Raw genomic sequence first — 18,754 nt, 5'->3', positions numbered from 1 at the left:
TCATATCCCGGCTCACCCCAGCACTCGACGGCTCTGACGGGCGCTGGCGAGCAGGCGACCGCGTTCATCCCAGATATCGGTGTCGTCCACCGACCATCCGCCGCCGGTGCCGGAATTGGCGGCGTGCACCAGGACCGTCGGTGTGGCGGGCTCGGCGAAATCGGTGTGCAGGTACAGCGACAGCGCGACGGTCGGCACGGCGAGCGGCGCGGTCAGTGTGGGGAAGATCGCGGGCGGCAGCGCGTCGGCGAGGATCGCCAGTGCGGCGGCGTCAGTCGTCATCGCGGGCGTCAGCGCGATCCAGGCCGTCATCCACGCGTCGTCCGCGCCGGTCAGCGGCAGCGGCCCGGCGGCGGGCCTGATATCGAAATGCGCGCCGACCGCGACGATCTCCGCCGGTATCCGGAACCGCTGGCACGCTTCGGCTTGCGGTACCCGCGGCGCCGCGCGGCCGGGACGGTCGGGAACCCGGGTCGTGCCGGTCCTGCCGAAGGTGATCGAGGCCGACGCCACCGACGCACCCCGCTGCTCGGCGAGCACCTCGACGATGTGGGTACTGCGACCCAGCGGTCGGGAGACCGCGCGGAAGGTCAGTGCGCCGTCGTCGGGGCGGCCGAGAAAGCGCAGATCGAGGGTGCGCACGGGGAGGTCGAGGCCGCAGGCTCGGCGCGCGACCTCGATCGTCAGCGCGGCGATCACGCCACCGTGCGGTCCGGTCCATCCGCGCCAGGTCTCGTCCACGTGGGCCCGCCAGCGCTGATCGCCCGCCTCGGCGAGTTCGAACACCGCCGCGGGCGACGTAGTGAGTTGCATCATGCGACGAACTGTAGGGTAGTGAGTTCCTTCAAGCAACCGACTACTCTCGGGTCTATGCGAAGGACGAGCTTCGAGGACATGAACTGCTCCCTTGCCCAATGCCTGGAGGTGGTGGGCGAGTGGTGGACGCTGCTGATCGTGCGCGACGCGCTCTTCGGGGTCACCCGCTTCGACGACTTCCGCGCCCGGCTCGGCATCGCGCGCAATGTCCTCACCCAGCGTCTGGAACATCTTGTCGCCGAGGGCATCATGATCAAGAAGCCCTACCAGTCGAATCCGGTCCGCTACGACTATCGGCTCACACCGAAGGGACGCTCGCTGTGGCTGGTCGTCACCGCCATGCGTCAATGGGGCGACGAGTGGGCGGCCCCGGACGGCCCCCCGGTGGAAACGCTGCACGTGACCTGCGGTCACACCGCGCGGATCGAACCGATGTGTTCGGAATGCGGTGAGCGGGTGCACGGGCGCGAACTGCGGGCGGTCCACGGTCCCGGAGCCAAGGGCGACCAGCTGATTCCCGCCGCCGCGCCGGCGAAACCGTCGCGATAGGCTGCGCCGATGGCGGAGCAACACGTGTCACGGCTGATCGATACCGTGGCCTGGGTGCGTATCGAGGACGGCCGAATCCTGTGCGCGCGTCCGCGCGGCAAGGACATCTTCTACATTCCCGGCGGCAAACGCGAAGGCGCGGAAACCGATCTACAGACACTGCTGCGCGAGATCGATGAGGAACTCACCGTCACGCTGCGCCCGGAGACCGTCATCCACGTCGGCACCTACGAGGCGGCGACACACGACTCCACCGACCCCGGCGACAACGTCGTGGTACGGATGAGTTGCTACACCGCCGAGTACTCCGGAACCCTGGCCGCGAGCAGCGAGATCGAAGAGGTCGCGTGGTTCACCTACGCCGATCGCGCGCTGGTGCCCCCGGTCGACCGATTGCTCTTCGACGATCTGTCCGCGGCGGGCAGCCTGTCCTAGACCGGCGCGGCTCACGACATCGGGGCAAGCACGCTACGGTCGTTCCATGAAGTCGGTTCGCTACCTGTCGCGCTGGGCCGCGTACGGTCTGGCGGCGCTACCGATCTCACTGGCCCGGGTTCCGGTGCGATTGCGGGTGCCGCGGCGTCTGCTCGGGGCGCGGATCACCCCGCGCGGACTCAACTGGACACGGGTTCGTCTGCACAGCACTCTCGGCGCGGCCGCGGGGCTCGTCGCGTGGTTGGCCGCGCTACTGGCGACCGTCGCCCTGGTGCGGGGCGTGGCCTATCCGCTCGTCGCCGCACACGATCACGAGAATTCCTGGGGCGGACCGACACTGGGCGGAGCCTGGGCGGTGCACGCCGCGCTCGGCATCGGCCTGCTGCCGCTGTGGGGCGTGCTGCTGGCGGGACTCGGCGCCGTCCAGGTCGGACTCGCCAACCGCTTGCTCGGCCGGACCGGACCGTGGTGGCCGGTGCCGGTGTCACTGGCGCTCGCGGCGGGCGGTGTGTTGCTGTTCGTTTCGTGGCTGCACCAGATCTGACCCGGAACACGACGAAACGCACGAGCTCACCGATATCGGCGAGCTCGTGCGCACGTAGGTCGAGGCCTCACGAAAGGTGAGGGACTCAGGTCGAGACGGGTTCGCGTCCCGCGAGCTCGATCAGATGCTGCAGCAGCACGAGGAGCACGTTCTTGGTCGACTCCCGGTTACGGGCGTCGCACAACAACACCGGGGTGCGCGGATCGATGTCGAGCGCGTCGCGCACCTCGTCGATCGTGTAGCGCGGAGCACCGTCGAAGCAGTTGACGCCCACGATGAACGGGAGTCCCCTGCGCTCGAAGAAGTCGACCGCGGCGAAGGAATTGCTCAATCGCCGAGTGTCGGCCAGTACGACCGCACCGAGTGCGCCACGGGCCAATTCGTCCCACAGGAACCAGAATCGGTCCTGGCCCGGGGTACCGAAGAGGTACAGAACGAGATCCCGGTCGATGGTGATTCGACCGAAATCCAGCGCCACCGTTGTGGTGTGCTTCTGTTCTACTCCGGACAGGTCGTCGACCCCGCTGCTCACCTCGGTGATGAGTTCTTCGGTGCGCAGTGGGGCGATCTCGCTGATCGCGGAGACCATAGTCGTTTTGCCGACGCCGAAGCCGCCGGCAATGAGGATCTTGACCGATGCTGCCAAGTGTGGAGCCGGTCCCGGATTCTGCCGGGACGGGTCATAGTTTTCGGATGCCATCCAGAACCGCTCGCAATACGTTGAGATCACTGGTTCCGGTCTCCGAAACCAATGGGGACCGGAAAATCAATTGGCCCTCGCCGATGAGGTCACCGACGAGGATCTTGGTCACTGCCAAGGGGAGTTTCAGAGTAGCGGCTACCTCGGCAACCGCTTGGGGCACATGGCACAACCGAATGATCTGCGCGTACTCGGGTTCGGTACGACGCAGGATCGGCGCATGGTCGGCGAGCATCACCAGGGTGAGGATGTCGAGTTCATACCCGGCGCCCATGGTGCGGCCCCGCGTCACGGCGTACGGCCGGACCAGAGGGCCGGCCGCGTCATCGAACCATTGGTCCCCCGGGCGTGTCATGTCAGACGCGCGGGGGTGGACAGATAGGTGCCGACGCGTTGAACCGTGACGTTCATTTCATACGCGACCATGCCGAGGTTGGCGGTTTCGGATGCCTGCAACGCGAGGCAGGCGTTCGCGCCCGCCGACGTCACGAACAGCACGGCGTGATCGAGTTCGATCACCGCTTGACGCACGCCGCCGCCCTCGAATCGGGCGCCGGCGCTGCGCGCCAATCCGTACAGCGTGCAGGACATCGCAGCGAAATGTTCGGCATCGTCACGGCTCATTCTGGTCGAGCGGCCGAGTAGCAGGCCGTCCGTGGACAACACCACGGCGTGGCGCACCCCGGCAAGCCGGTCCACCAGGTCGTCCAGTAGCCAGTTGAGATCACCGGTTTTGGGAGCGGTCATCGCCTTCCTGTTCCTGATCGTCGGCGAGCTGCGCACGGCGGCCCTGCCGTGTTCCATTCTCGATGGCAGACATCAAATCTCGTGCCTGTTCGGCGGAACGTTCACGTTCCACCACCTGATGGGTGGCGGTGGGGGTCGGATCTTTCGCCAGCTCGGGGTTGAGACTGGCCTGCCTGTTACGGCGCGGCAGTGCCGGCCTTCCGTCCGGTCCGAGTGGTTGAGCCTGCGGCTGCGCGTGCTGTTCCTGCGGAGCCTGCGGTTGTACCTGCGGCGCGTACGGCTGGGACTGCGACAGGTACGACGGCGCTGCCTGCGGTGCGTAGGGCTGCTGCACCTGCGGAGGCTGTTCGACCGGTGGCGGTGGCGCCTGCGGTGGCGCCTGCGGCGTGTAGGACTGCGGCACATACGAAGGCGGCACGTAGGACGGCGGCGCGGCGGGCTCCGGTGCCTGCACGGGGGCGGGCGGCGGCGCGGGCAGCGCGACGGGTGGAGCCGCCGTGAGTACCGCGGATTCCGATTCCACCGGTCGACCCGCGGAATCCGCGGCGGAGGTGATGTGACGCTGCCTGCGCGGATCGAGTTGGCCCGCGGACGGCGTGCTCAATCCCGGAGCTCCGCCCGATGCCAGCAGCGTGGTCGGAAGCAGGACGATCGCGCGGATACCGCCGTAGTCGGATTCCGACAGGCGCACCGAGACGTCGTTGCGCAGCGCCAGCTGCGCGACCACGAACAGACCGAGCCGGGAATCCGCCGACAGCGTGGCGACACCGAAATCCGGCGGGTTGCGCAGCATGTCGTTGACCCTGGTCAGCTCCGCCTCGGGCATACCCATGCCCTGGTCGCTGATCTCGAGGACGACGCCCTTGCCGACCACGTTGCCCGCGATCTCGACCTTGGACTGCGGCGGCGAGAACGTGGTGGCGTTGTCGACGAGTTCGGCCAGCAGGTGGATGAGGTCGGCCACGACGGTGCCGACGATATGCGCCTCGGGCAGCCGCGCCACGCGAACCCGCGCGTAGTCGAGGGTTTCACCGACCGAGGATCGCACCAGGTCCATCAGCGGAACGGGGTTGCGCCACTGCCTGCCCGGCTGGCCGCCGCCGAGGATGATCAGGTTCTCGGCGTTACGACGTTCGCGAGTGGCGAGATGGTCGAGCCGGAACAGGGTTTCCAGCAGCGCGGGATCCTCCTGCTGGTTCTCGGCCTCGTCGAGGATCTCCAACTGCCGGTGCACCACGATCTGGCTGCGGTGGGCGATGTTGAGGAAGACCAGTTTCACGCCCTCGCGGGTCCGTGCCTCGTTGACGGCGCCTTCGACCGCGGCATTGTGGGCCTGTTCGAATGCCGTGGCCACTTCGCCGATTTCGTCGGTGCCGAAATCGAGGTTGCCCGATTCGGTCGCCGGATCGACCGTTTCGCCGTTGCGCAGCCTGCGCAGCAGGTCGGGCAGACGCTCGTTGGCCAGGGTCAGCGTCTCGTTGCGCAGTCGCTTGAGCCTGCGGATGACCCGGTTGGCCAGCAGCAGCGCGATGACGAAAGCCAGGATGCTGACGAGAAGTACGCCCGCGCCCGCCCACGCCGAGTTCGACGCGTTGTTCTTGCCGACTTCCACGGCGAGGCCGTGCGCGTTGTGGAACTGGACGTTGTAGACGTCGAGGATCTCGTTGTTGAGCTGTGTGGCCGCCGCCTGCCACTCCGGCGTCGACATCGGAAGTGGCGGCAGGCTGGTGGTCCTGGCGCCACTGGCCACGGCCGCGCTGCGCTGCACGAGCGCGTTCTCCATGAGCGTCACCTGTTGCCAGGCCGGGCTCTGCATGAGTTTCTGCAGACGCTCGCGCTGGCTGAAATCGCTGTCGGAGGCCAGATTGGCGATCTGGGTGTGGTAAAGACCCATCTCGTACTGGAAATCTTCGAGCGGAACCGCGAAAGGTTCCTCGCTCAACGCGATCGCCGCGCCGACGGCGCTGGCGCGGGAGAGCGATTCGCTCGTGTAGAGCACCGCCCTGGAGTCGGACAGCAGGCTCGAGATCTCGGCGTCCGGGGCGCTGCCCATGGTCAATCGGGTACCGCTGGTGACGATATTGCCCAATTGGTTGTACATGCGATAGACGTCCAGGGCGGACATCACACCGGCGTCGATGCCGACTCGCGCCTTGGCGATGTTCTCGAGCAGGCCCGTGTTCGCCTCGTAGTCGCCTTCGGACTGGACCTCGACGAGGCCGAGTTCGACCAGCGCGGCCGAAGCTTTGAACAGGGTGCGGATCGAGGAGTCGAGTTGTGAGCGCGCCGCCGCGAGGGCCGGTGTCACGGACCCGTCGCCGGCGAAGCGGGCGATCGTGAGCTGTCGCTCCAGCTGGAGGGCGCGTACGAAATCGATAGAGGGAACAGACGTTGCCTGCATCGCGGCCGCCCACTCCTCCGCGTGCCTGCCTCGTTCGACGAGGTAGCCGGAGGCACCCACACCAATAACAAGCAGAACCAAGCTCGGGACCAACGCGATCGCGAGTATTCGGGCACGGACACCGGGCCTCGCATTGAACATTGCAACAAAATAACCCACGTCGGCCGTAATTGCTGCATGGTTTCAACCGATTCGATTCGAATTGACAACGCGCGCAAGGATATGTAGTGGGGCCGCTGGAAGCGATCGGCGGAAGAGGGACGTTTCCTGTGCCGAGAGGTTACCGATAGGTAGATGGTAAGGACGTTCTCATCGGATGCGGGATTTTCGCAGCACCTCGCGCCGCGGGCCTCATCCGGCGATCCGGTAAAGGCGCACGTAAAACGTTCGCCGAAACGGCCGCTCGACAGTGTACTCGCCGGTAACACCGGCGTTGGACGGCGGGTGCCGAAGGTTGCTGTGGCGCAAGCGCGCCCGGGCACGGATCTGCGCATCGAATACTACTCGTGGGTAACACGAGTATTCGCCGAGCCCCCGGGGCCGGCCGACTCGGTCTGCGTCGAGCCGGCCGGCGCGGCGGACGGCGAATCCGGAAACGCAGCGATCCGGAAACACCGCCGGGTTTCAGGTGAGCCGTTCGGCTCCGGTCGGCGGCGGCGGGCCGGCGTCGAGAACCGCTCGCTCCTCGTCGGTCAGCAATCGGGAGCGCACGATGAATCGCACGCCTTCCGGTGCTTCCAGAGAGAATCCGCTACCCCTGCCCTCGACGACATCCACGGTGAGATGGGTGTGTTTCCACCGCTCGAACTGATCGCCGCCCATCCAGAATTCGGTATGCCACGGGAGACGTCCGAGCAGTATGTCGGCACCGCCGACCCGGAATTCTCTGGTCGGAAAGCACATCGGCGAGCTGCCGTCACAGCACCCACCGGACAGGTGGAACAAGACCGGCCCGTGCTGTTCGATCAGGCGCCGCAACATGATTTGCGCCGCTTCGGTCAGTTGTACGCGATGGACTCGTTTGTGCATCAGCAGGATCCGATTCCGCATCAGAAGAATCCGAGTTCGGTGGGGGAATAGCTGACGAGAAGATTCTTCGTGTGCTGGTAATGGTCCAACATCATCTTGTGGTTCTCGCGACCGACTCCCGATTTCTTGTACCCGCCGAACGCGGCGTGCGCCGGGTAGGCGTGGTAGCAGTTGGTCCAGACCCGGCCCGCCTTGATCGCCCGTCCCATGCGATAGGCGGTGTCGGCATGCCGCGTCCACACTCCGGCGCCGAGGCCGTAGAGGGTGTCGTTGGCGATCCGGACGGCCTGATCGACGGTGTCGAAACGCGTCACCGAGACCACCGGTCCGAAGATCTCCTCCTGGAAGATACGCATCGTATTGGTGCCCTCCAGGATCGTCGGGGCGATGTAGTACCCGCCCGGCAGGCCGTCGACCTCGCGTGCTTCCCCTCCGGTGAGCACGCGCGCGCCTTCCTGCCTGCCGATATCGATGTAGGACAGTATTTTCTCGTATTGGTCGTTGCTCGCCTGTGCTCCGATCATGGTGGTGTCGTCGAGCGGATGGCCGCCCTTGATGGCCCTGGTCCGATCGATGCAGCGGGCCAGGAACTCGTCGTAGATCGAGGAGTGGATCAGGGCCCGTGACGGGCAGGTGCACACCTCGCCCTGGTTGAGGGCGAACATGACGAATCCTTCGACGGCCTTGCCGAGAAAGTCGTCGTCGCGCGCCATCACATCGGGCAGGAAGATGTTGGGGCTCTTGCCACCGAGCTCCAGGCTCACCGGAACGATGTTCTCGCTGGCGTATTGCAGGATCAGGCGTCCGGTGGTCGTTTCCCCGGTGAAAGCGATCTTCGCGATCCGTGGGCTCGACGCCAGCGGTTTGCCCGCCTCCACGCCGAAACCGTTGACCACGTTCAGCACCCCGGGTGGCAGCAGATCGGCGATCAGTTCGACGACGAGCAGGATCGATGCCGGTGTCTGTTCCGCGGGTTTGAGTACGACGCAATTACCGGCGGCCAGCGCAGGCGCGAGTTTCCACGCCGCCATCAGAATCGGGAAATTCCAGGGAATGATCTGCCCGACGACGCCGAGGGGTTCGTAAAAGTGATAGGCGACGGTATCGGCGTCGATTTCTGAGATTCCACCCTCCTGGGCGCGGATGACGCCCGCGAAATAACGGAAGTGGTCGACGGCGAGCGGGAGATCCGCGGCGAGTGTCTCCCGGACGGGTTTGCCGTTGTCCCACGTCTCGGCGACGGCGAGCGGTTCGAGGCTGTTCTCGATCCGGTCGGCGATCTTGTTCAGAATGATCGCGCGTTGGGTGGCCGAGGTGGCCGCCCAGGAATCGGTGGCCCGGTGCGCGGACTCCAACGCCATGTCGATGTCGGCGGCGGTGGAACGGGCCACCGCACAGAAGGTCGCGCCGTCGACCGGTGAGGGATTGTCGAAGTATCGCCCCTCCACCGGGGCCGCCCAGTCGCCGCCGATGAAATTGTCGTAGCGGGCGGCGAAGCCGACGATGGCCGCGTCCGACCCCGGCTCGGCATAGATCATGGCGCTCGCTCCTTACGGAATTCGCTGATGAGGCCACTATCACCCGCGAAGGTTGGTGCGAGGTTGGCGAGGAATCCGGGGCGGTCAACCGCGCAGCGCGGTATGCAGTCTGGCCGCCACCAGCGCCCGGCGGGCGTCGTCGGGACCGAGCAGTCGCAGCGCGTGCTCGTGCACCTCGACATCGCCCGGCGCCTTCTCGCCGAATGCCACGACGTGGTCGGCCCGATCGCTTGCCAGCACCGCGTTGCGCAGCCCGACGTCGAGATGGTCGCGCCACTCGGCGACGCCCGGTGTGTCCGAGCCGGGCAGCAGCGGTCCGCGGTAGAGCCAGACCGCCGCGCCGGTGTCGCCGGATTCGATCGCGGCCAGCAGGTCCACCGCGTCGCACGACATCGGTCCGGTCAGCGCGTAGCGCCGGTTGGCGATCTCGCCGCCGGTGGCGCGGCGCAGGTGGGAGACATCGGCTTTGAGCGTGCTCGCCGACACCGGCCGATCGCCGTAGACGGCGGCGTGCAATTGCTCGGGGGCATACCCCTGGGGTTCGAGCGCGAGCAGGGCGAGGATCTCCAGCTGACGGGGCGGCAGCGGGACCGGCCTGCCGTCGCGCAGCAACCGTGCGGTGCCGAGACATTCGAGCCGAATTCCCGGTTCGGGTGCGGGCCCCGCGGTGCGCAGCAGGGTTTCGGCCGCGACGACCAGGGCGCGCACCGAGGTCATCATGGCCGGATGGGATCGCTCCCAGCGACTGGACAGGTCGAGGACGCCCAGCTGGCGACCGTCCGGTCCGTGGACCGGCGCGGAGTAGCACACCCAGCCGTGCAGGGCCGCCACCAGGTGTTCGGCCGAGAACACCGTCACCGGGCGGTCGGTCTTCAGCGCGAGCGACAAACCGTTGGTGCCCATCTGCGTTTCGTTCCAGCAGCCGCCCGGCGCGAAATTCACCGATTCGCCCTGTTTCCTGATGGCCCTGTCCCCGCCGGTCCACACGATGGTGCCGTCGTTGTCGGTGACGGCGGCGACGAATCCGGCGTCCTCGGCGATACCGCGCAGTTGATCACCGAGCTGGGTGATGGGCGCGCGCAATGGGGAGCGCGCCCATCGGTCCGAGACGTCGTCCAGTCCCGGCGCGACCGTGCGGCCCGGATCGACCGTCCGCAGGGATCGCTGCCAGGACTGTGCGACCTCGGTGCGCAGCAGCGGGGTGCGCGGGGTCGATTCGGCCGCGGTGTGCGACGCGGTCGCCCACCGGACCCATTCCCTTTCCAGTTCCGCCCGTTGTCGGTGGAGGGTGCTGTGCGGTGCCACCTCGCGAACCCCATCGTCAGTGCTGTCCGGTCGACACCCGTCTGCCGCGCATCCGCCCCGAGGGGCGACCTCCGGCACGTTCGCTGAGCCGACTCACGAATTCGTGCACCCATCATTGCGTACGCACGGACGTCGTGGAAGGTTTCGTGCGGCGAGCGCGCCGTGACATCGTGATCAGCGGCCTTGACGTCGACAGTCCTACTTCACGACGAAAATTCCTGCCACATCGGCGTTCTTGATCGGCGTCTGGGCATTGCGCTGGCCTGCGCACATCACATCGACGGTCACGATGGTCGCGTCGACCACGGTGCCGGAGGGCTCCTGTTCGGTACCTGTCTGCTGTTTGACGAATTTGGTGATCGTCATCCGCTTGGTGTCGGCATCCTGGGTGACGTATTCGCTGCACGGGGTGTCGCCCCCCTGATTGAGTGCCCGTTCGATATCGGTACACCCGGTGAGCAGCAGCGCCGTCGCCGCCATCGTGAATCCGGTTCGTGCCACCGTGGCGTTCATTGTCGAGCTCCTCTGTTCCTCTGGCATCGTCGAGCGGTGGGCCGCCGCGATTGCCACGAGAGTATGGGCACACGATGCTCGCGTGCACGCGCGGGCGACGGCGGCGACCCCGATCCGCGCGGTCTCAGCGGGCGAAAGTGCGCAGCGGCACGTTCAGTTCGGCGGGGGTGAGTGAGCCGTGATGTCCGATCAGCGCCGACTGCAACGGTTCCGCGCCGGATCGCACGACCGCGCGCAGACCGCGCGCGGCGACCACGAGATCGCCTATCCGGTCGGCGATCTCGGATGTGACGACCGGACCGAACCAGCCACGACCGATGACGTCCTCGCGCGTGCCGACCTCGAAGTCCGCGCCCAGGCAGCCCATCCAGGCATCGGCGACATCGGCGGCGGCGCCGTCGGCGGTGTAGACGTGCCGGGCCCGAGGCTCGCCGCCGAGTTGCACTACACCGTCACGCATTTCGGCGACGGTGTCGAAATCGACGGTCGATTCCAGCTCGACCATGCCGTGATCGGCCGTCACCAGCAGGGCGGCGTCGGGAGGCAGATGTGCCGCGATGGTCTGGACGAGACGGTCGACGTGGGCGAGTTCGTACGACCACGCGTCCGAGGACGGTCCTCGCACGTGGCCGGTCGTGTCGAGATCGCCGTGGTAGGCGTAGACCAGCGCGCGATCACTCGCGCGCAGTGCGGTGACGACGCCGTCGACCAGATCGCCGAACGACAGGCTCGGCCGGAATGCGCAGCCGCGCAACACCGCCCGGGTCAGACCGGATGTCGCCTGGTAGCCGGGGGCGACCTGGGTGACGGCGATGCCGTCGGCGGCAGCCCGTTCGAAAACGGTGGCCGTCGGCTGGAATCGCTCCGGGACGAGTTCTCGCGAGAGGTCGACCGTCGGGCCTTCGCCGTTGAGCCGCCAGCGCAGTGAATTGACCAGTCGGTCGTGTCCGGGTACGCGCATGAGATAGCCGACGATGCCGTGGCTGCCGGGCGGTACTCCCACGCCGAGCGAGGCGATACTCGTCGCGGTGGTGCTGGGGAATCCGGCCGTGAGAGTGACGGGCTCGCCGCCGCTCAGGAATGGCGCGGCCGCGGCGCGCTGTGTCAGCGCCTCGGCCCCGAGACCGTCGATCAGCAGGACGCACACGCGTCGCGCGGTCAGGCCGAGGCCGAGGCGGTCCACCTCACCGGGCACCCCGAGGCAGGCGAGTACGGAAGGGAACAGATCTGACAGGGAACCCGAACCGTAGCGGGGCGCGTCGAACACGGTATTCAGCCTGCCAAGACCGACGCGTCCCGAGCAAGGGATAGGGGATATCAGGCCTGCCCGGTTTCGAACCGGAAGATCTTGTCGTCGCGGACCATGAATCGCCAGTTGGTCCGCATCGACCCCCAGCGCGTGTTGGTGTAGTCGGCCACCAGTTCGGTACCGCCGTCGACGACGTCCTCGATTCGCATGCGGCCGTTGCTGTCGAAGACTTCCGAGTCGGTCCACTGGGCGAGATTGCGTTCGACGCCGTCGTCGGACATGGTGGCGTCCTCGGTGAGCAGGCCGTAGAAGCGATCGCGGTCGTGTTCGTTGAGTGCGGTCACGAACTTCTCGACCACCGGATTCAGCGGTGCGGTCATCTCGGTCATCCTCTCGTGATCGGTGTGCGAGTAACGAGAAGCAAACATCCCGCATCCCACTCTAGGGTCAGTCGGGCTCGCGCGTGGGCCGCGACGCGGTCAGCGCGGGCCGGAGATCAGATCGGTGAGCGTGCGGAGGATGTCGTCGACCAGTTCGGGAGCGGTGGTGCCGAGTTCGGCGCTGCGCTTCTCCAGGTGTCCGTCGGTCCAGAGCGAGGCGAGGCCGTGTCCGATTCCCCACCAGGTCAGGCCGAGTATCTCGGCTTTGGCGGCCGGTAGCAATCCGGCGGCGACCGAGTCGGCGATGGCGTCGGTGAGGAGCGCGAACGCGGCATCGGCCGCGACGATCGTGTCCGGATGTTTTTCCGGCTGGGACAGTTCGGGGCGGAACATGAGGCGGAAGTGTGCCGGATGTTCGCGGGCGAACCGCACATAGGCGGCGGCCAATGCCGCGAGCGTGTCCATCGGATCGCCGGTCGCGGCGGCGCGGGTCGCGGTGAGTTCGGCGGCGAGCAGTTCGAATCCCTGGGTGGACAGCGCGGCCAGCAGTGCCGCGCGGTCGGCGAAGTGATGGTAGGGCGCGCCCGTGCTGACGCCCGCTTCCCGGGCGACCCGGCGCAGACTCACCGCGGCGATGCCCTCGGTGTCGATCAGGCGCAGGCAGGCGTCCATCAACGTGTCGCGCAGTGCGCCGTGGTGGTAGCTGGTCCGCTTCACCATCCGAGCGTATGCGAACGCTGTCGGGACGACCCCGGGAGAACGCTGGACAGATAATCTATGCGGTGCTTAGATTATCTGAGCGGCGCTCAGTTCAAGTGTCGCACCGACACCTCCGAAATGGACAGGCATATGAGCACACGGGTACTCGTCACCGGCGCGACGGGATTCGTCGCGGGCCATTGCATCGCCGAACTGCTCGAACACGGCTATGCCGTGCGGGCCACGGTTCGCGACCTCGGCAAGGTCGACCGACGCGCACATCTGATCACCTTGGCCGAACGTCTCGGCGGCGAACTGGAATTCGTCGCCGCCGACCTCGATCACGACACCGGCTGGGCCGACGCCGTCGCGGGCTGCGACTACGTCGTGCACGTGGCCTCACCGTTCCCGACCGCGCCACCGGCCGACGACGACGACCTCGTGCGGCCCGCCGTGCAGGGAACGTTGCGGGTCCTGCGCGCGGCGGCGGCCGATCCCGGCGTGCGCCGCGTGGTCCTGACCTCCTCGGTCGCCGCCGTCGCCTACGGCCACGACGTCGACGAGCCCAGGACCGAGGCGGATTGGTCGGTGGTCGACCGGGTTCCGGCCTACCAGAAGAGCAAGACCCTGGCCGAACGGGCCGCGTGGGAGTTCATCGAGAACCAACCCGCCGGGCGCGAACTGGAACTGGCGGTGGTGAATCCGGGTATGGTCCTCGGCCCGGTGCAGAGCGCGACGGTCACCAGCACCTCGCACGAACCGGTGCGCAGGCTGCTGGTCAGGGACGCGCCGGGTTCGCCACGCGTCGCGTGGGCTCCGGTGGACGTGCGTGATCTCGCGGTCGCGCACCGGCTCGCCATGGAGACCCCCGAGGCGGCGGGCAATCGCTACATCTGCGCGGGCGAACCGATGTGGATGGCCGATATGGCCCGGATACTGGCCGACGAATACAACCCGCGCGGATTCCGGGTGACCACCAGAGTGCTGCCGGACTGGCTGATCCGCACGGTCGCGTTGGCCGACAAAGGTATTCGCCTGGTCGTGCCGACCCTCGGCCGCGCCGAACACGTGCGTGCCGACAAGGCGCGAGCCGAACTCGGGTGGACGATGCGGCCGGTGCGGGATTCCCTGCTCGACACCGCCGAAAGCCTGATCGAATCGGGCGTGGTGCCGGTGCCCCGGGGCGCGGTCGTCGCGCGCGAGGTGAAACCGGCGAGCGTGTAGGGGGCGAGATGCTGATCGCGACACTGATCGTCACCGTCGTCGGGATCGTGCGCCGGGTCCGCGGGCGGGCCGCCGCGCCGGGAGACTCCGCGCGGACGCGGACATTGCGTTCCCGTCTGGTCCGCGTGACCGGGCGGGCTCGAAACGCCACGACGAAGGCCCTGCGCCGACCCGTTCCCGCGATGGCGACGGTGGCGGCATTGTTCTCGGTCGCTCTGGCCGCCGGAGCGTTGGCTCCGTGCTGAACCTCTCGGCGGGCGGACCGCGTGGCCGATGGCGGGATGGAGGCGGGCCCGGTAGACAGGAACCGTGACTGCGCAGCGTGGATTCCGATTCGGCGTCAATATGGTGGTCCCGAAATCCCGGGCCGCCTGGGTCGAGAAATGCAGGCGGGCGGAGGAACTCGGCTACGACGTGATCGGGATCGCCGATCATCTCGGCGTGCCTGCTCCCTTTCCGGCGATGATCCTGGCGGCCGAGGCCACCCAGCGGGTGCGGCTGAACACCTTCGTCCTGAACACGCCGTTCTACAACCCGACCCTGCTGGCCCGTGACGTCGCGACCGCGGACCTGTTCACCGACGGCCGGATCGAATTGGGCCTCGGGGCGGGCTATGTGAAGGCGGAATTCGAGGCGGCGGGCATCCCGTTCGAGAGTGGCGGCGCGCGGGTCGACCATCTGGAGCGGACGGTCACCACGTTGCGGAAACTGTTCGCCGACCCCGAGTACGTGCCCCGTCCCGTGCAGCGGCCCGGTCCGCCGCTGCTCGTGGCGGGCTGGGGTGATCGACTGCTGTCGGTGGCCGCCGAACACGCCGATATCGTGGCGTTCACCGGGGCGGCGACCACGGCCGCCGGAGCCCTGCGGGTCGCCGGTCCCGCCGAGATGGCCGATCGAGTGGCCTTCGCGCGCAACCGACTCGGGGCGCGCGTGGACGAGGTGGAATTCAATCTGCTGATCCAGTGGGTCCTGCCGAGCAGTGAGGTGCCCGCCTCGGTCGCCGAATTCGGTGCGATCCTGCCCGCCGACGTCGACGGACGGCCCGAGCGGCTACCCATCGTCCTCGTCGGTTCCCCGGAAGAGATCGCCGACCGTGTGGTCGACCTGCGGAAAACCTACGGATTCGGCTACTTCACCGTGCTCGAGCCCAGCATGGAAACCTTCGCTCCCGCCATGGAGATCCTGCGCTCACTCGACTGACATCTGTTCCTACTCCGAGCAGACCGTCGCCGCAGCCGATATCGAGTGCGGTTCGCGCGGTCGACGGAATCCGGTCGAGCAGCCAGCGGTGGTAGTGGGTGTTGTGGTTCCAGTACGGGTCGGCGCTCACGTCTCGATATTACGGAGCCGTGGCTGGTTCGAAATCGAAACCACTTGCTGAGCAACATGATTAGCGTGCGCCGCGCAGCATGCACATAGAGCATTATTGTGATTTACATCACATCACACGGGGCATTTTGTCGGTGTCGCCTGGCATGTTGTACGCATGCCTTCTTCCGCTTCCGTCGCTTCCGCCTATCCCGCACTTCTCGAGCGCGGTGACGAGACCATCCGGGTGATCGGTGCTCGCGAGCACAATCTGCGCAATGTGTCGCTGGAGATTCCGAAGAACAAGATCACGGTCTTCACCGGGGTTTCGGGGTCCGGGAAATCCTCGATCGTCTTCGACACCATCGCGGTGGAATCCCAGCGTCAGCTCTACGCCACGTTCCCCGCATTCATCCTGAACTTCCTGCCGCGCTACGAGCGCCCGCACGCCGAGGCGATCGAGGGCCTCAACGCGCCGGTCATCATCGATCAGCAGCCGGTCGGCGGCGGACCTCGCTCCACGGTGGGCACCATGACCGACATCTACTCGATGGTGCGCGCCATGTTCGCGCGTTTCGGCAGTCCCTCGGCCGGATTCGTCTACCACTACTCCTTCAATGTGCCCCAGGGCATGTGTCCCGATTGCGACGGACTCGGCTACACCGTGCGCGCCGATCCGGGCCGCATGCTCGACCGGAGTCGATCACTGAACGAGGGCGCGATCCTGTTGCCCGGCTACGCGGTCGGCAGCGGAGACTGGCAGCTCTACGGCAAATCGGGGCGTTTCGACCCGGACAAGAAATTGTCGGATTACAGCGAGGAGGAATTCCACGATTTCCTCTACGGCACGGGCGGCAAGGTCGAGGTGTCCTTCGCCAAGGGCACCTGGGAAGCGAATTACGAAGGGCTCGCGGCCAAATTCACCCGCACCCGGCTCCAGCGCGACACCTCGACGCTGAGCGAGCGGACCCGCGAACAGATGCAGAAATACCTCACAGACGGCGTCTGCCCGACCTGCCGCGGCGCCCGGCTCAACGCCGCCGCGCTGGCGACCGAGATCGACCGACGCAACATCGCCGACTGGTCGGCGATGCAGATCACCGACCTGATGACGGTGCTCGACGAGATCAGCGACCCCGCCGCGCTCGGCTTGGCCGACGCCATCCGCACCGCCCTACGCCGGGTCGCCGATATCGGACTCGGCTACCTCAGCCTCGATCGTGCGACCTCGACCCTGTCCGGCGGTGAGGGGCAGCGACTGAAGATGATCAAACACCTGTCGAGCACCCTGGTCGGCCTGACCTACATCTTCGACGAACCCAGTGTGGGCCTGCACCCGCGCGATGTCGGGCGACTGAACTCGCTGCTGTGCGCACTACGCGACAAGGGCAATACCGTGCTCGTCGTCGAACACGATCCCGATGTCATCCGGATCGCCGACCATATCGTCGACGTCGGTCCGCGCGCGGGCGTGCACGGCGGCAATGTGGTCTTCGAGGGCAGTTTCGAGCAGTTGCGCGTCGCCGACACCCCCACCGGCGCCGGTCTGCGACGGCAGTTCCGGGTCAAGCGGAGTTTCCGGAAGGCCGACGGCGCGTTGCGCATCGAACACGCCGACGTGCACAACCTCAAGGATGTCTCGGTCGATATCCCGACCGGGATCCTCACCGCGATCACCGGCGTGGCGGGCTCGGGCAAGAGCAGTCTCATCCGCGATGTCTTCGTGCGCACCCATCCCGACGCCATATTCGTCGACCAGTCGGCCATCGCGGCCTCCTCGCGATCCACCCCGGCGACCTATCTCGGCCTCATGGACCCGATTCGCAAACTGTTCGCCAAGGCGACGGGGGAGTCGCCGGGGCTGTTCAGTTTCAACTCCGACGGTGCCTGCGGGCAGTGCGAGGGGCGCGGGGTGATCATCACCGAGATCGCCTACATGGATCCGGTGACCACCCACTGCGACGCCTGCGACGGGCGTCGATTCTCCGACGCGGTACTCGTGCACACCCTTCGCGGCAAATCCATCGCCGACGTGTTGGCGATGTCGGCCGAGGAAGCGCTGGAATTCTTCACCGAGAAGGCATTGCACGCGAAGTTGCGCACGATGAACGAAGTGGGCCTGGACTATCTGAGTCTCGGGCAGGCCATGAGCACGCTGTCCGGCGGTGAGCGTCAGCGCATCAAACTCGCCACCCAATTGCAGAACACCGGAACCGTCTACGTTCTCGACGAGCCGACCACCGGCCTGCACATGTCCGACGTCGACACGCTGCTCGCGCTGATGGACGGCCTCGTCGACCGGGGCAACACGGTCATCGTCATCGAACACAATCTCGACGTGGTCGCCCACTGCGACTGGGTGATCGATCTGGGCCCCGACGGCGGCAAGGACGGCGGCGAGATCGTGTTCACCGGAACCCCGGCCGCGTTGCTCGACCATCCGCGCTCACTCACCGGGGAGTACCTGCGCCGGTATAAGGCGAGCTGACCGGATCGTGGCCGTGCGCCGACGCAGCGGTCGACGCACATCACGACCCGGCGCGCGAACTCAGCGGGCGCCGCCGTTGACATAGAGGGTCTGACCGCTGACGTAGGAGGCGTCGTCGCTGGTGAGGAAGGCGATCACCGCGGCGACCTCCTCGGGCCGCCCGACGCGCCCGAGCGGGGTTCGCGCGGCGGCGCTCTCGCGGTGCTCGTCGGCCGACATGCCGACCCGCTCCGCGGTGGCGGCGGTCATGGCGGTGGCGATATAGCCGGGGGCGACCGCGTTCACCGTGATGTCGTACGCGCCGAGTTCGAGCGCCAGGGTCGCGGTGAGTCCCTGTATTCCGGCCTTGGCCGCGGCGTAGTTCGCCTGGCCCCGATTGCCCAGTGCCGAGCGGCTGGACAGGGAGACGATCCTGCCGTAGCGCTGGGCGACCATGTATCTCTGCGCGGCCTGGGTGCAGTGGAAGACGCCGGTGAGGTTCACCGTGAGCACCGACTCCCAATCGTCCTCGGACAGCCGGAAGAACAGGTCGTCGCGGGTGATCCCGGCATTGTTGACCAGGATGTGCGGACCGCCCAGTTCCTGCGCGATCGTCGCGAACACCTCGCGCACCGTGGCACGGTCGGTGACATCGCAGACGTAGGCCGTCGCCTGCCCGCCCGCCGCGACGATCCGCTCGACCGTGTCCTCGGGCGGTTCACGATCCAGGACGGCGACCCGAGCGCCCTCGGCGGCCAGACGTACCGCGGTGGCCGCGCCGATGCCCTGGGCCGCGCCGGTGACCACGGCGGTGCGGGCGGTGAATCCGTTCATTCTCTTCACTCCTCGA

General features: G+C 67.1%; 20 protein-coding genes. 7 read left to right on the top strand and 13 right to left on the bottom strand.

Annotated elements, in window-relative coordinates; all coding sequences use genetic code 11:
• Nucleotides 1–12: 12 nt before the first annotated feature.
• The gene (locus DAT37_RS40030) at nt 13–816 is read right to left on the bottom strand and encodes an acyl-CoA thioesterase (RefSeq protein ID WP_109530162.1); all 804 of its coding nucleotides are present in this window, start codon (nt 814–816) and stop codon (nt 13–15) included.
• Nucleotides 817–870: 54 nt separating this feature from the next.
• Here DAT37_RS40030 and DAT37_RS40025 point away from each other — a divergent pair, with 54 nt between their 5' ends.
• The 3 genes from DAT37_RS40025 to DAT37_RS40015 are packed head-to-tail and all read left to right on the top strand — an operon-like array spanning nt 871 to nt 2,344.
• A complete protein-coding gene (locus DAT37_RS40025; RefSeq protein ID WP_109530161.1) occupies nt 871–1,365 on the top strand; it encodes a winged helix-turn-helix transcriptional regulator in 495 nt (164 codons plus the stop codon).
• Between the two features lie 9 nt (nt 1,366–1,374).
• The gene (locus DAT37_RS40020; RefSeq protein ID WP_109530160.1) at nt 1,375–1,800 is read left to right on the top strand and encodes an NUDIX hydrolase; all 426 of its coding nucleotides are present in this window, start codon (nt 1,375–1,377) and stop codon (nt 1,798–1,800) included.
• A gap of 46 nt (nt 1,801–1,846) precedes the next feature.
• The gene (locus DAT37_RS40015; protein ID WP_109530159.1) at nt 1,847–2,344 is read left to right on the top strand and encodes a hypothetical protein; all 498 of its coding nucleotides are present in this window, start codon (nt 1,847–1,849) and stop codon (nt 2,342–2,344) included.
• Between the two features lie 85 nt (nt 2,345–2,429).
• On the opposite strand, the gene DAT37_RS40010 is transcribed toward DAT37_RS40015, so the two are convergent.
• From DAT37_RS40010 to DAT37_RS39960, 11 genes are all read right to left on the bottom strand, one after another.
• Nucleotides 2,430–3,044, bottom strand: coding sequence for a GTP-binding protein (locus tag DAT37_RS40010; RefSeq protein WP_109530158.1), 615 nt, complete (start codon nt 3,042–3,044; stop codon nt 2,430–2,432).
• Entirely contained in the window at nt 3,025–3,399 is a 375-nt protein-coding gene (locus tag DAT37_RS40005) for a DUF742 domain-containing protein (protein WP_109530157.1), read from the bottom strand. Before DAT37_RS40005 ends, DAT37_RS40010 begins: the two co-directional genes overlap by 20 nt.
• On the bottom strand, nt 3,396–3,791 hold the full coding sequence (locus DAT37_RS40000; protein WP_109530156.1) for a roadblock/LC7 domain-containing protein: 396 nt from the start codon (nt 3,789–3,791) through the stop codon (nt 3,396–3,398). The genes DAT37_RS40005 and DAT37_RS40000 overlap by 4 nt, the downstream gene beginning before the upstream one ends.
• Nucleotides 3,769–6,192, bottom strand: a complete 2,424-nt coding sequence (locus DAT37_RS39995) for a sensor histidine kinase (protein WP_232840287.1) — start codon at nt 6,190–6,192, stop codon at nt 3,769–3,771. Before DAT37_RS39995 ends, DAT37_RS40000 begins: the two co-directional genes overlap by 23 nt.
• A gap of 624 nt (nt 6,193–6,816) precedes the next feature.
• Nucleotides 6,817–7,221 carry a DUF779 domain-containing protein gene (locus DAT37_RS39990; protein WP_109530360.1) on the bottom strand — a complete coding sequence of 135 codons (405 nt, stop codon included), beginning with the start codon at nt 7,219–7,221 and terminating at the stop codon, nt 6,817–6,819.
• 20 nt (nt 7,222–7,241) lie between these two features.
• Nucleotides 7,242–8,759 carry an acetaldehyde dehydrogenase ExaC gene (gene exaC / locus DAT37_RS39985; RefSeq protein WP_109530154.1) on the bottom strand — a complete coding sequence of 506 codons (1,518 nt, stop codon included), beginning with the start codon at nt 8,757–8,759 and terminating at the stop codon, nt 7,242–7,244.
• A gap of 84 nt (nt 8,760–8,843) precedes the next feature.
• Nucleotides 8,844–10,064 (bottom strand): sigma-54-dependent transcriptional regulator family protein, encoded by a 1,221-nt coding sequence (locus tag DAT37_RS39980; protein WP_109530153.1) that lies wholly within the window; start codon nt 10,062–10,064, stop codon nt 8,844–8,846.
• A 198-nt stretch (nt 10,065–10,262) separates the two neighbouring features.
• Nucleotides 10,263–10,577, bottom strand: coding sequence for a hypothetical protein (locus DAT37_RS39975; RefSeq protein ID WP_109530152.1), 315 nt, complete (start codon nt 10,575–10,577; stop codon nt 10,263–10,265).
• Between the two features lie 124 nt (nt 10,578–10,701).
• Nucleotides 10,702–11,844 carry an alkaline phosphatase family protein gene (locus tag DAT37_RS39970; RefSeq protein WP_109530151.1) on the bottom strand — a complete coding sequence of 381 codons (1,143 nt, stop codon included), beginning with the start codon at nt 11,842–11,844 and terminating at the stop codon, nt 10,702–10,704.
• Between the two features lie 50 nt (nt 11,845–11,894).
• On the bottom strand, nt 11,895–12,206 hold the full coding sequence (locus DAT37_RS39965; protein ID WP_109530359.1) for a nuclear transport factor 2 family protein: 312 nt from the start codon (nt 12,204–12,206) through the stop codon (nt 11,895–11,897).
• A gap of 99 nt (nt 12,207–12,305) precedes the next feature.
• Nucleotides 12,306–12,926: a TetR/AcrR family transcriptional regulator gene (locus DAT37_RS39960; RefSeq protein ID WP_232840286.1), complete on the bottom strand. Its 621-nt coding sequence runs from the start codon at nt 12,924–12,926 to the stop codon at nt 12,306–12,308.
• Between the two features lie 129 nt (nt 12,927–13,055).
• Between DAT37_RS39960 and DAT37_RS39955 the strand changes: the two genes are divergently transcribed.
• From DAT37_RS39955 to DAT37_RS39935, 4 genes are all read left to right on the top strand, one after another.
• Complete coding sequence (locus tag DAT37_RS39955) at nt 13,056–14,129, top strand: SDR family oxidoreductase (RefSeq protein WP_109530150.1); 1,074 nt, start codon at nt 13,056–13,058, stop codon at nt 14,127–14,129.
• Nucleotides 14,130–14,137: 8 nt separating this feature from the next.
• Complete coding sequence (locus DAT37_RS39950) at nt 14,138–14,374, top strand: hypothetical protein (RefSeq protein WP_109530149.1); 237 nt, start codon at nt 14,138–14,140, stop codon at nt 14,372–14,374.
• A 64-nt stretch (nt 14,375–14,438) separates the two neighbouring features.
• The gene (locus tag DAT37_RS39945) at nt 14,439–15,329 is read left to right on the top strand and encodes a TIGR03621 family F420-dependent LLM class oxidoreductase (RefSeq protein WP_109530148.1); all 891 of its coding nucleotides are present in this window, start codon (nt 14,439–14,441) and stop codon (nt 15,327–15,329) included.
• Between the two features lie 286 nt (nt 15,330–15,615).
• Nucleotides 15,616–17,925: an ATP-binding cassette domain-containing protein gene (locus DAT37_RS39935; RefSeq protein ID WP_109530147.1), complete on the top strand. Its 2,310-nt coding sequence runs from the start codon at nt 15,616–15,618 to the stop codon at nt 17,923–17,925.
• Between the two features lie 60 nt (nt 17,926–17,985).
• Here the strand turns inward: DAT37_RS39935 and fabG are convergent, their stop codons facing one another.
• Nucleotides 17,986–18,738, bottom strand: coding sequence for a 3-oxoacyl-ACP reductase FabG (gene fabG, locus DAT37_RS39930; RefSeq protein ID WP_109530146.1), 753 nt, complete (start codon nt 18,736–18,738; stop codon nt 17,986–17,988).
• Between the last annotated feature and the right edge of the window lie 16 nt (nt 18,739–18,754).

The sequence above is a fragment of the Nocardia aurea genome, from assembly GCF_003123685.1.
In the GTDB taxonomy this organism is placed as follows: Bacteria; Actinomycetota; Actinomycetes; order Mycobacteriales; family Mycobacteriaceae; genus Nocardia; species Nocardia aurea.
This window is presented reverse-complemented; position numbering and strand designations above follow the sequence as displayed.

Coding starts and splice junctions, on each gene's coding strand:
- DAT37_RS39960 (WP_232840286.1), bottom strand. CDS start 12,926: ATGGTGAAGCGGACCAGCTACCACCACGGCGCACTGCGCGACACGTTG.
- DAT37_RS39990 (WP_109530360.1), bottom strand. CDS start 7,221: ATGCACAAACGAGTCCATCGCGTACAACTGACCGAAGCGGCGCAAATC.
- DAT37_RS39950 (WP_109530149.1), top strand. CDS start 14,138: ATGCTGATCGCGACACTGATCGTCACCGTCGTCGGGATCGTGCGCCGG.
- DAT37_RS39965 (WP_109530359.1), bottom strand. CDS start 12,206: ATGACCGCACCGCTGAATCCGGTGGTCGAGAAGTTCGTGACCGCACTC.
- DAT37_RS39995 (WP_232840287.1), bottom strand. CDS start 6,192: ATGCAGGCAACGTCTGTTCCCTCTATCGATTTCGTACGCGCCCTCCAG.
- DAT37_RS39975 (WP_109530152.1), bottom strand. CDS start 10,577: ATGAACGCCACGGTGGCACGAACCGGATTCACGATGGCGGCGACGGCG.
- DAT37_RS40000 (WP_109530156.1), bottom strand. CDS start 3,791: ATGACCGCTCCCAAAACCGGTGATCTCAACTGGCTACTGGACGACCTG.
- DAT37_RS40015 (WP_109530159.1), top strand. CDS start 1,847: ATGAAGTCGGTTCGCTACCTGTCGCGCTGGGCCGCGTACGGTCTGGCG.
- DAT37_RS40030 (WP_109530162.1), bottom strand. CDS start 816: ATGATGCAACTCACTACGTCGCCCGCGGCGGTGTTCGAACTCGCCGAG.
- fabG (WP_109530146.1), bottom strand. CDS start 18,738: ATGAACGGATTCACCGCCCGCACCGCCGTGGTCACCGGCGCGGCCCAG.
- DAT37_RS39935 (WP_109530147.1), top strand. CDS start 15,616: ATGCCTTCTTCCGCTTCCGTCGCTTCCGCCTATCCCGCACTTCTCGAG.
- DAT37_RS40025 (WP_109530161.1), top strand. CDS start 871: ATGCGAAGGACGAGCTTCGAGGACATGAACTGCTCCCTTGCCCAATGC.
- DAT37_RS40020 (WP_109530160.1), top strand. CDS start 1,375: ATGGCGGAGCAACACGTGTCACGGCTGATCGATACCGTGGCCTGGGTG.
- DAT37_RS39955 (WP_109530150.1), top strand. CDS start 13,056: ATGAGCACACGGGTACTCGTCACCGGCGCGACGGGATTCGTCGCGGGC.
- exaC (WP_109530154.1), bottom strand. CDS start 8,759: ATGATCTATGCCGAGCCGGGGTCGGACGCGGCCATCGTCGGCTTCGCC.
- DAT37_RS40005 (WP_109530157.1), bottom strand. CDS start 3,399: ATGACACGCCCGGGGGACCAATGGTTCGATGACGCGGCCGGCCCTCTG.
- DAT37_RS40010 (WP_109530158.1), bottom strand. CDS start 3,044: ATGGCATCCGAAAACTATGACCCGTCCCGGCAGAATCCGGGACCGGCT.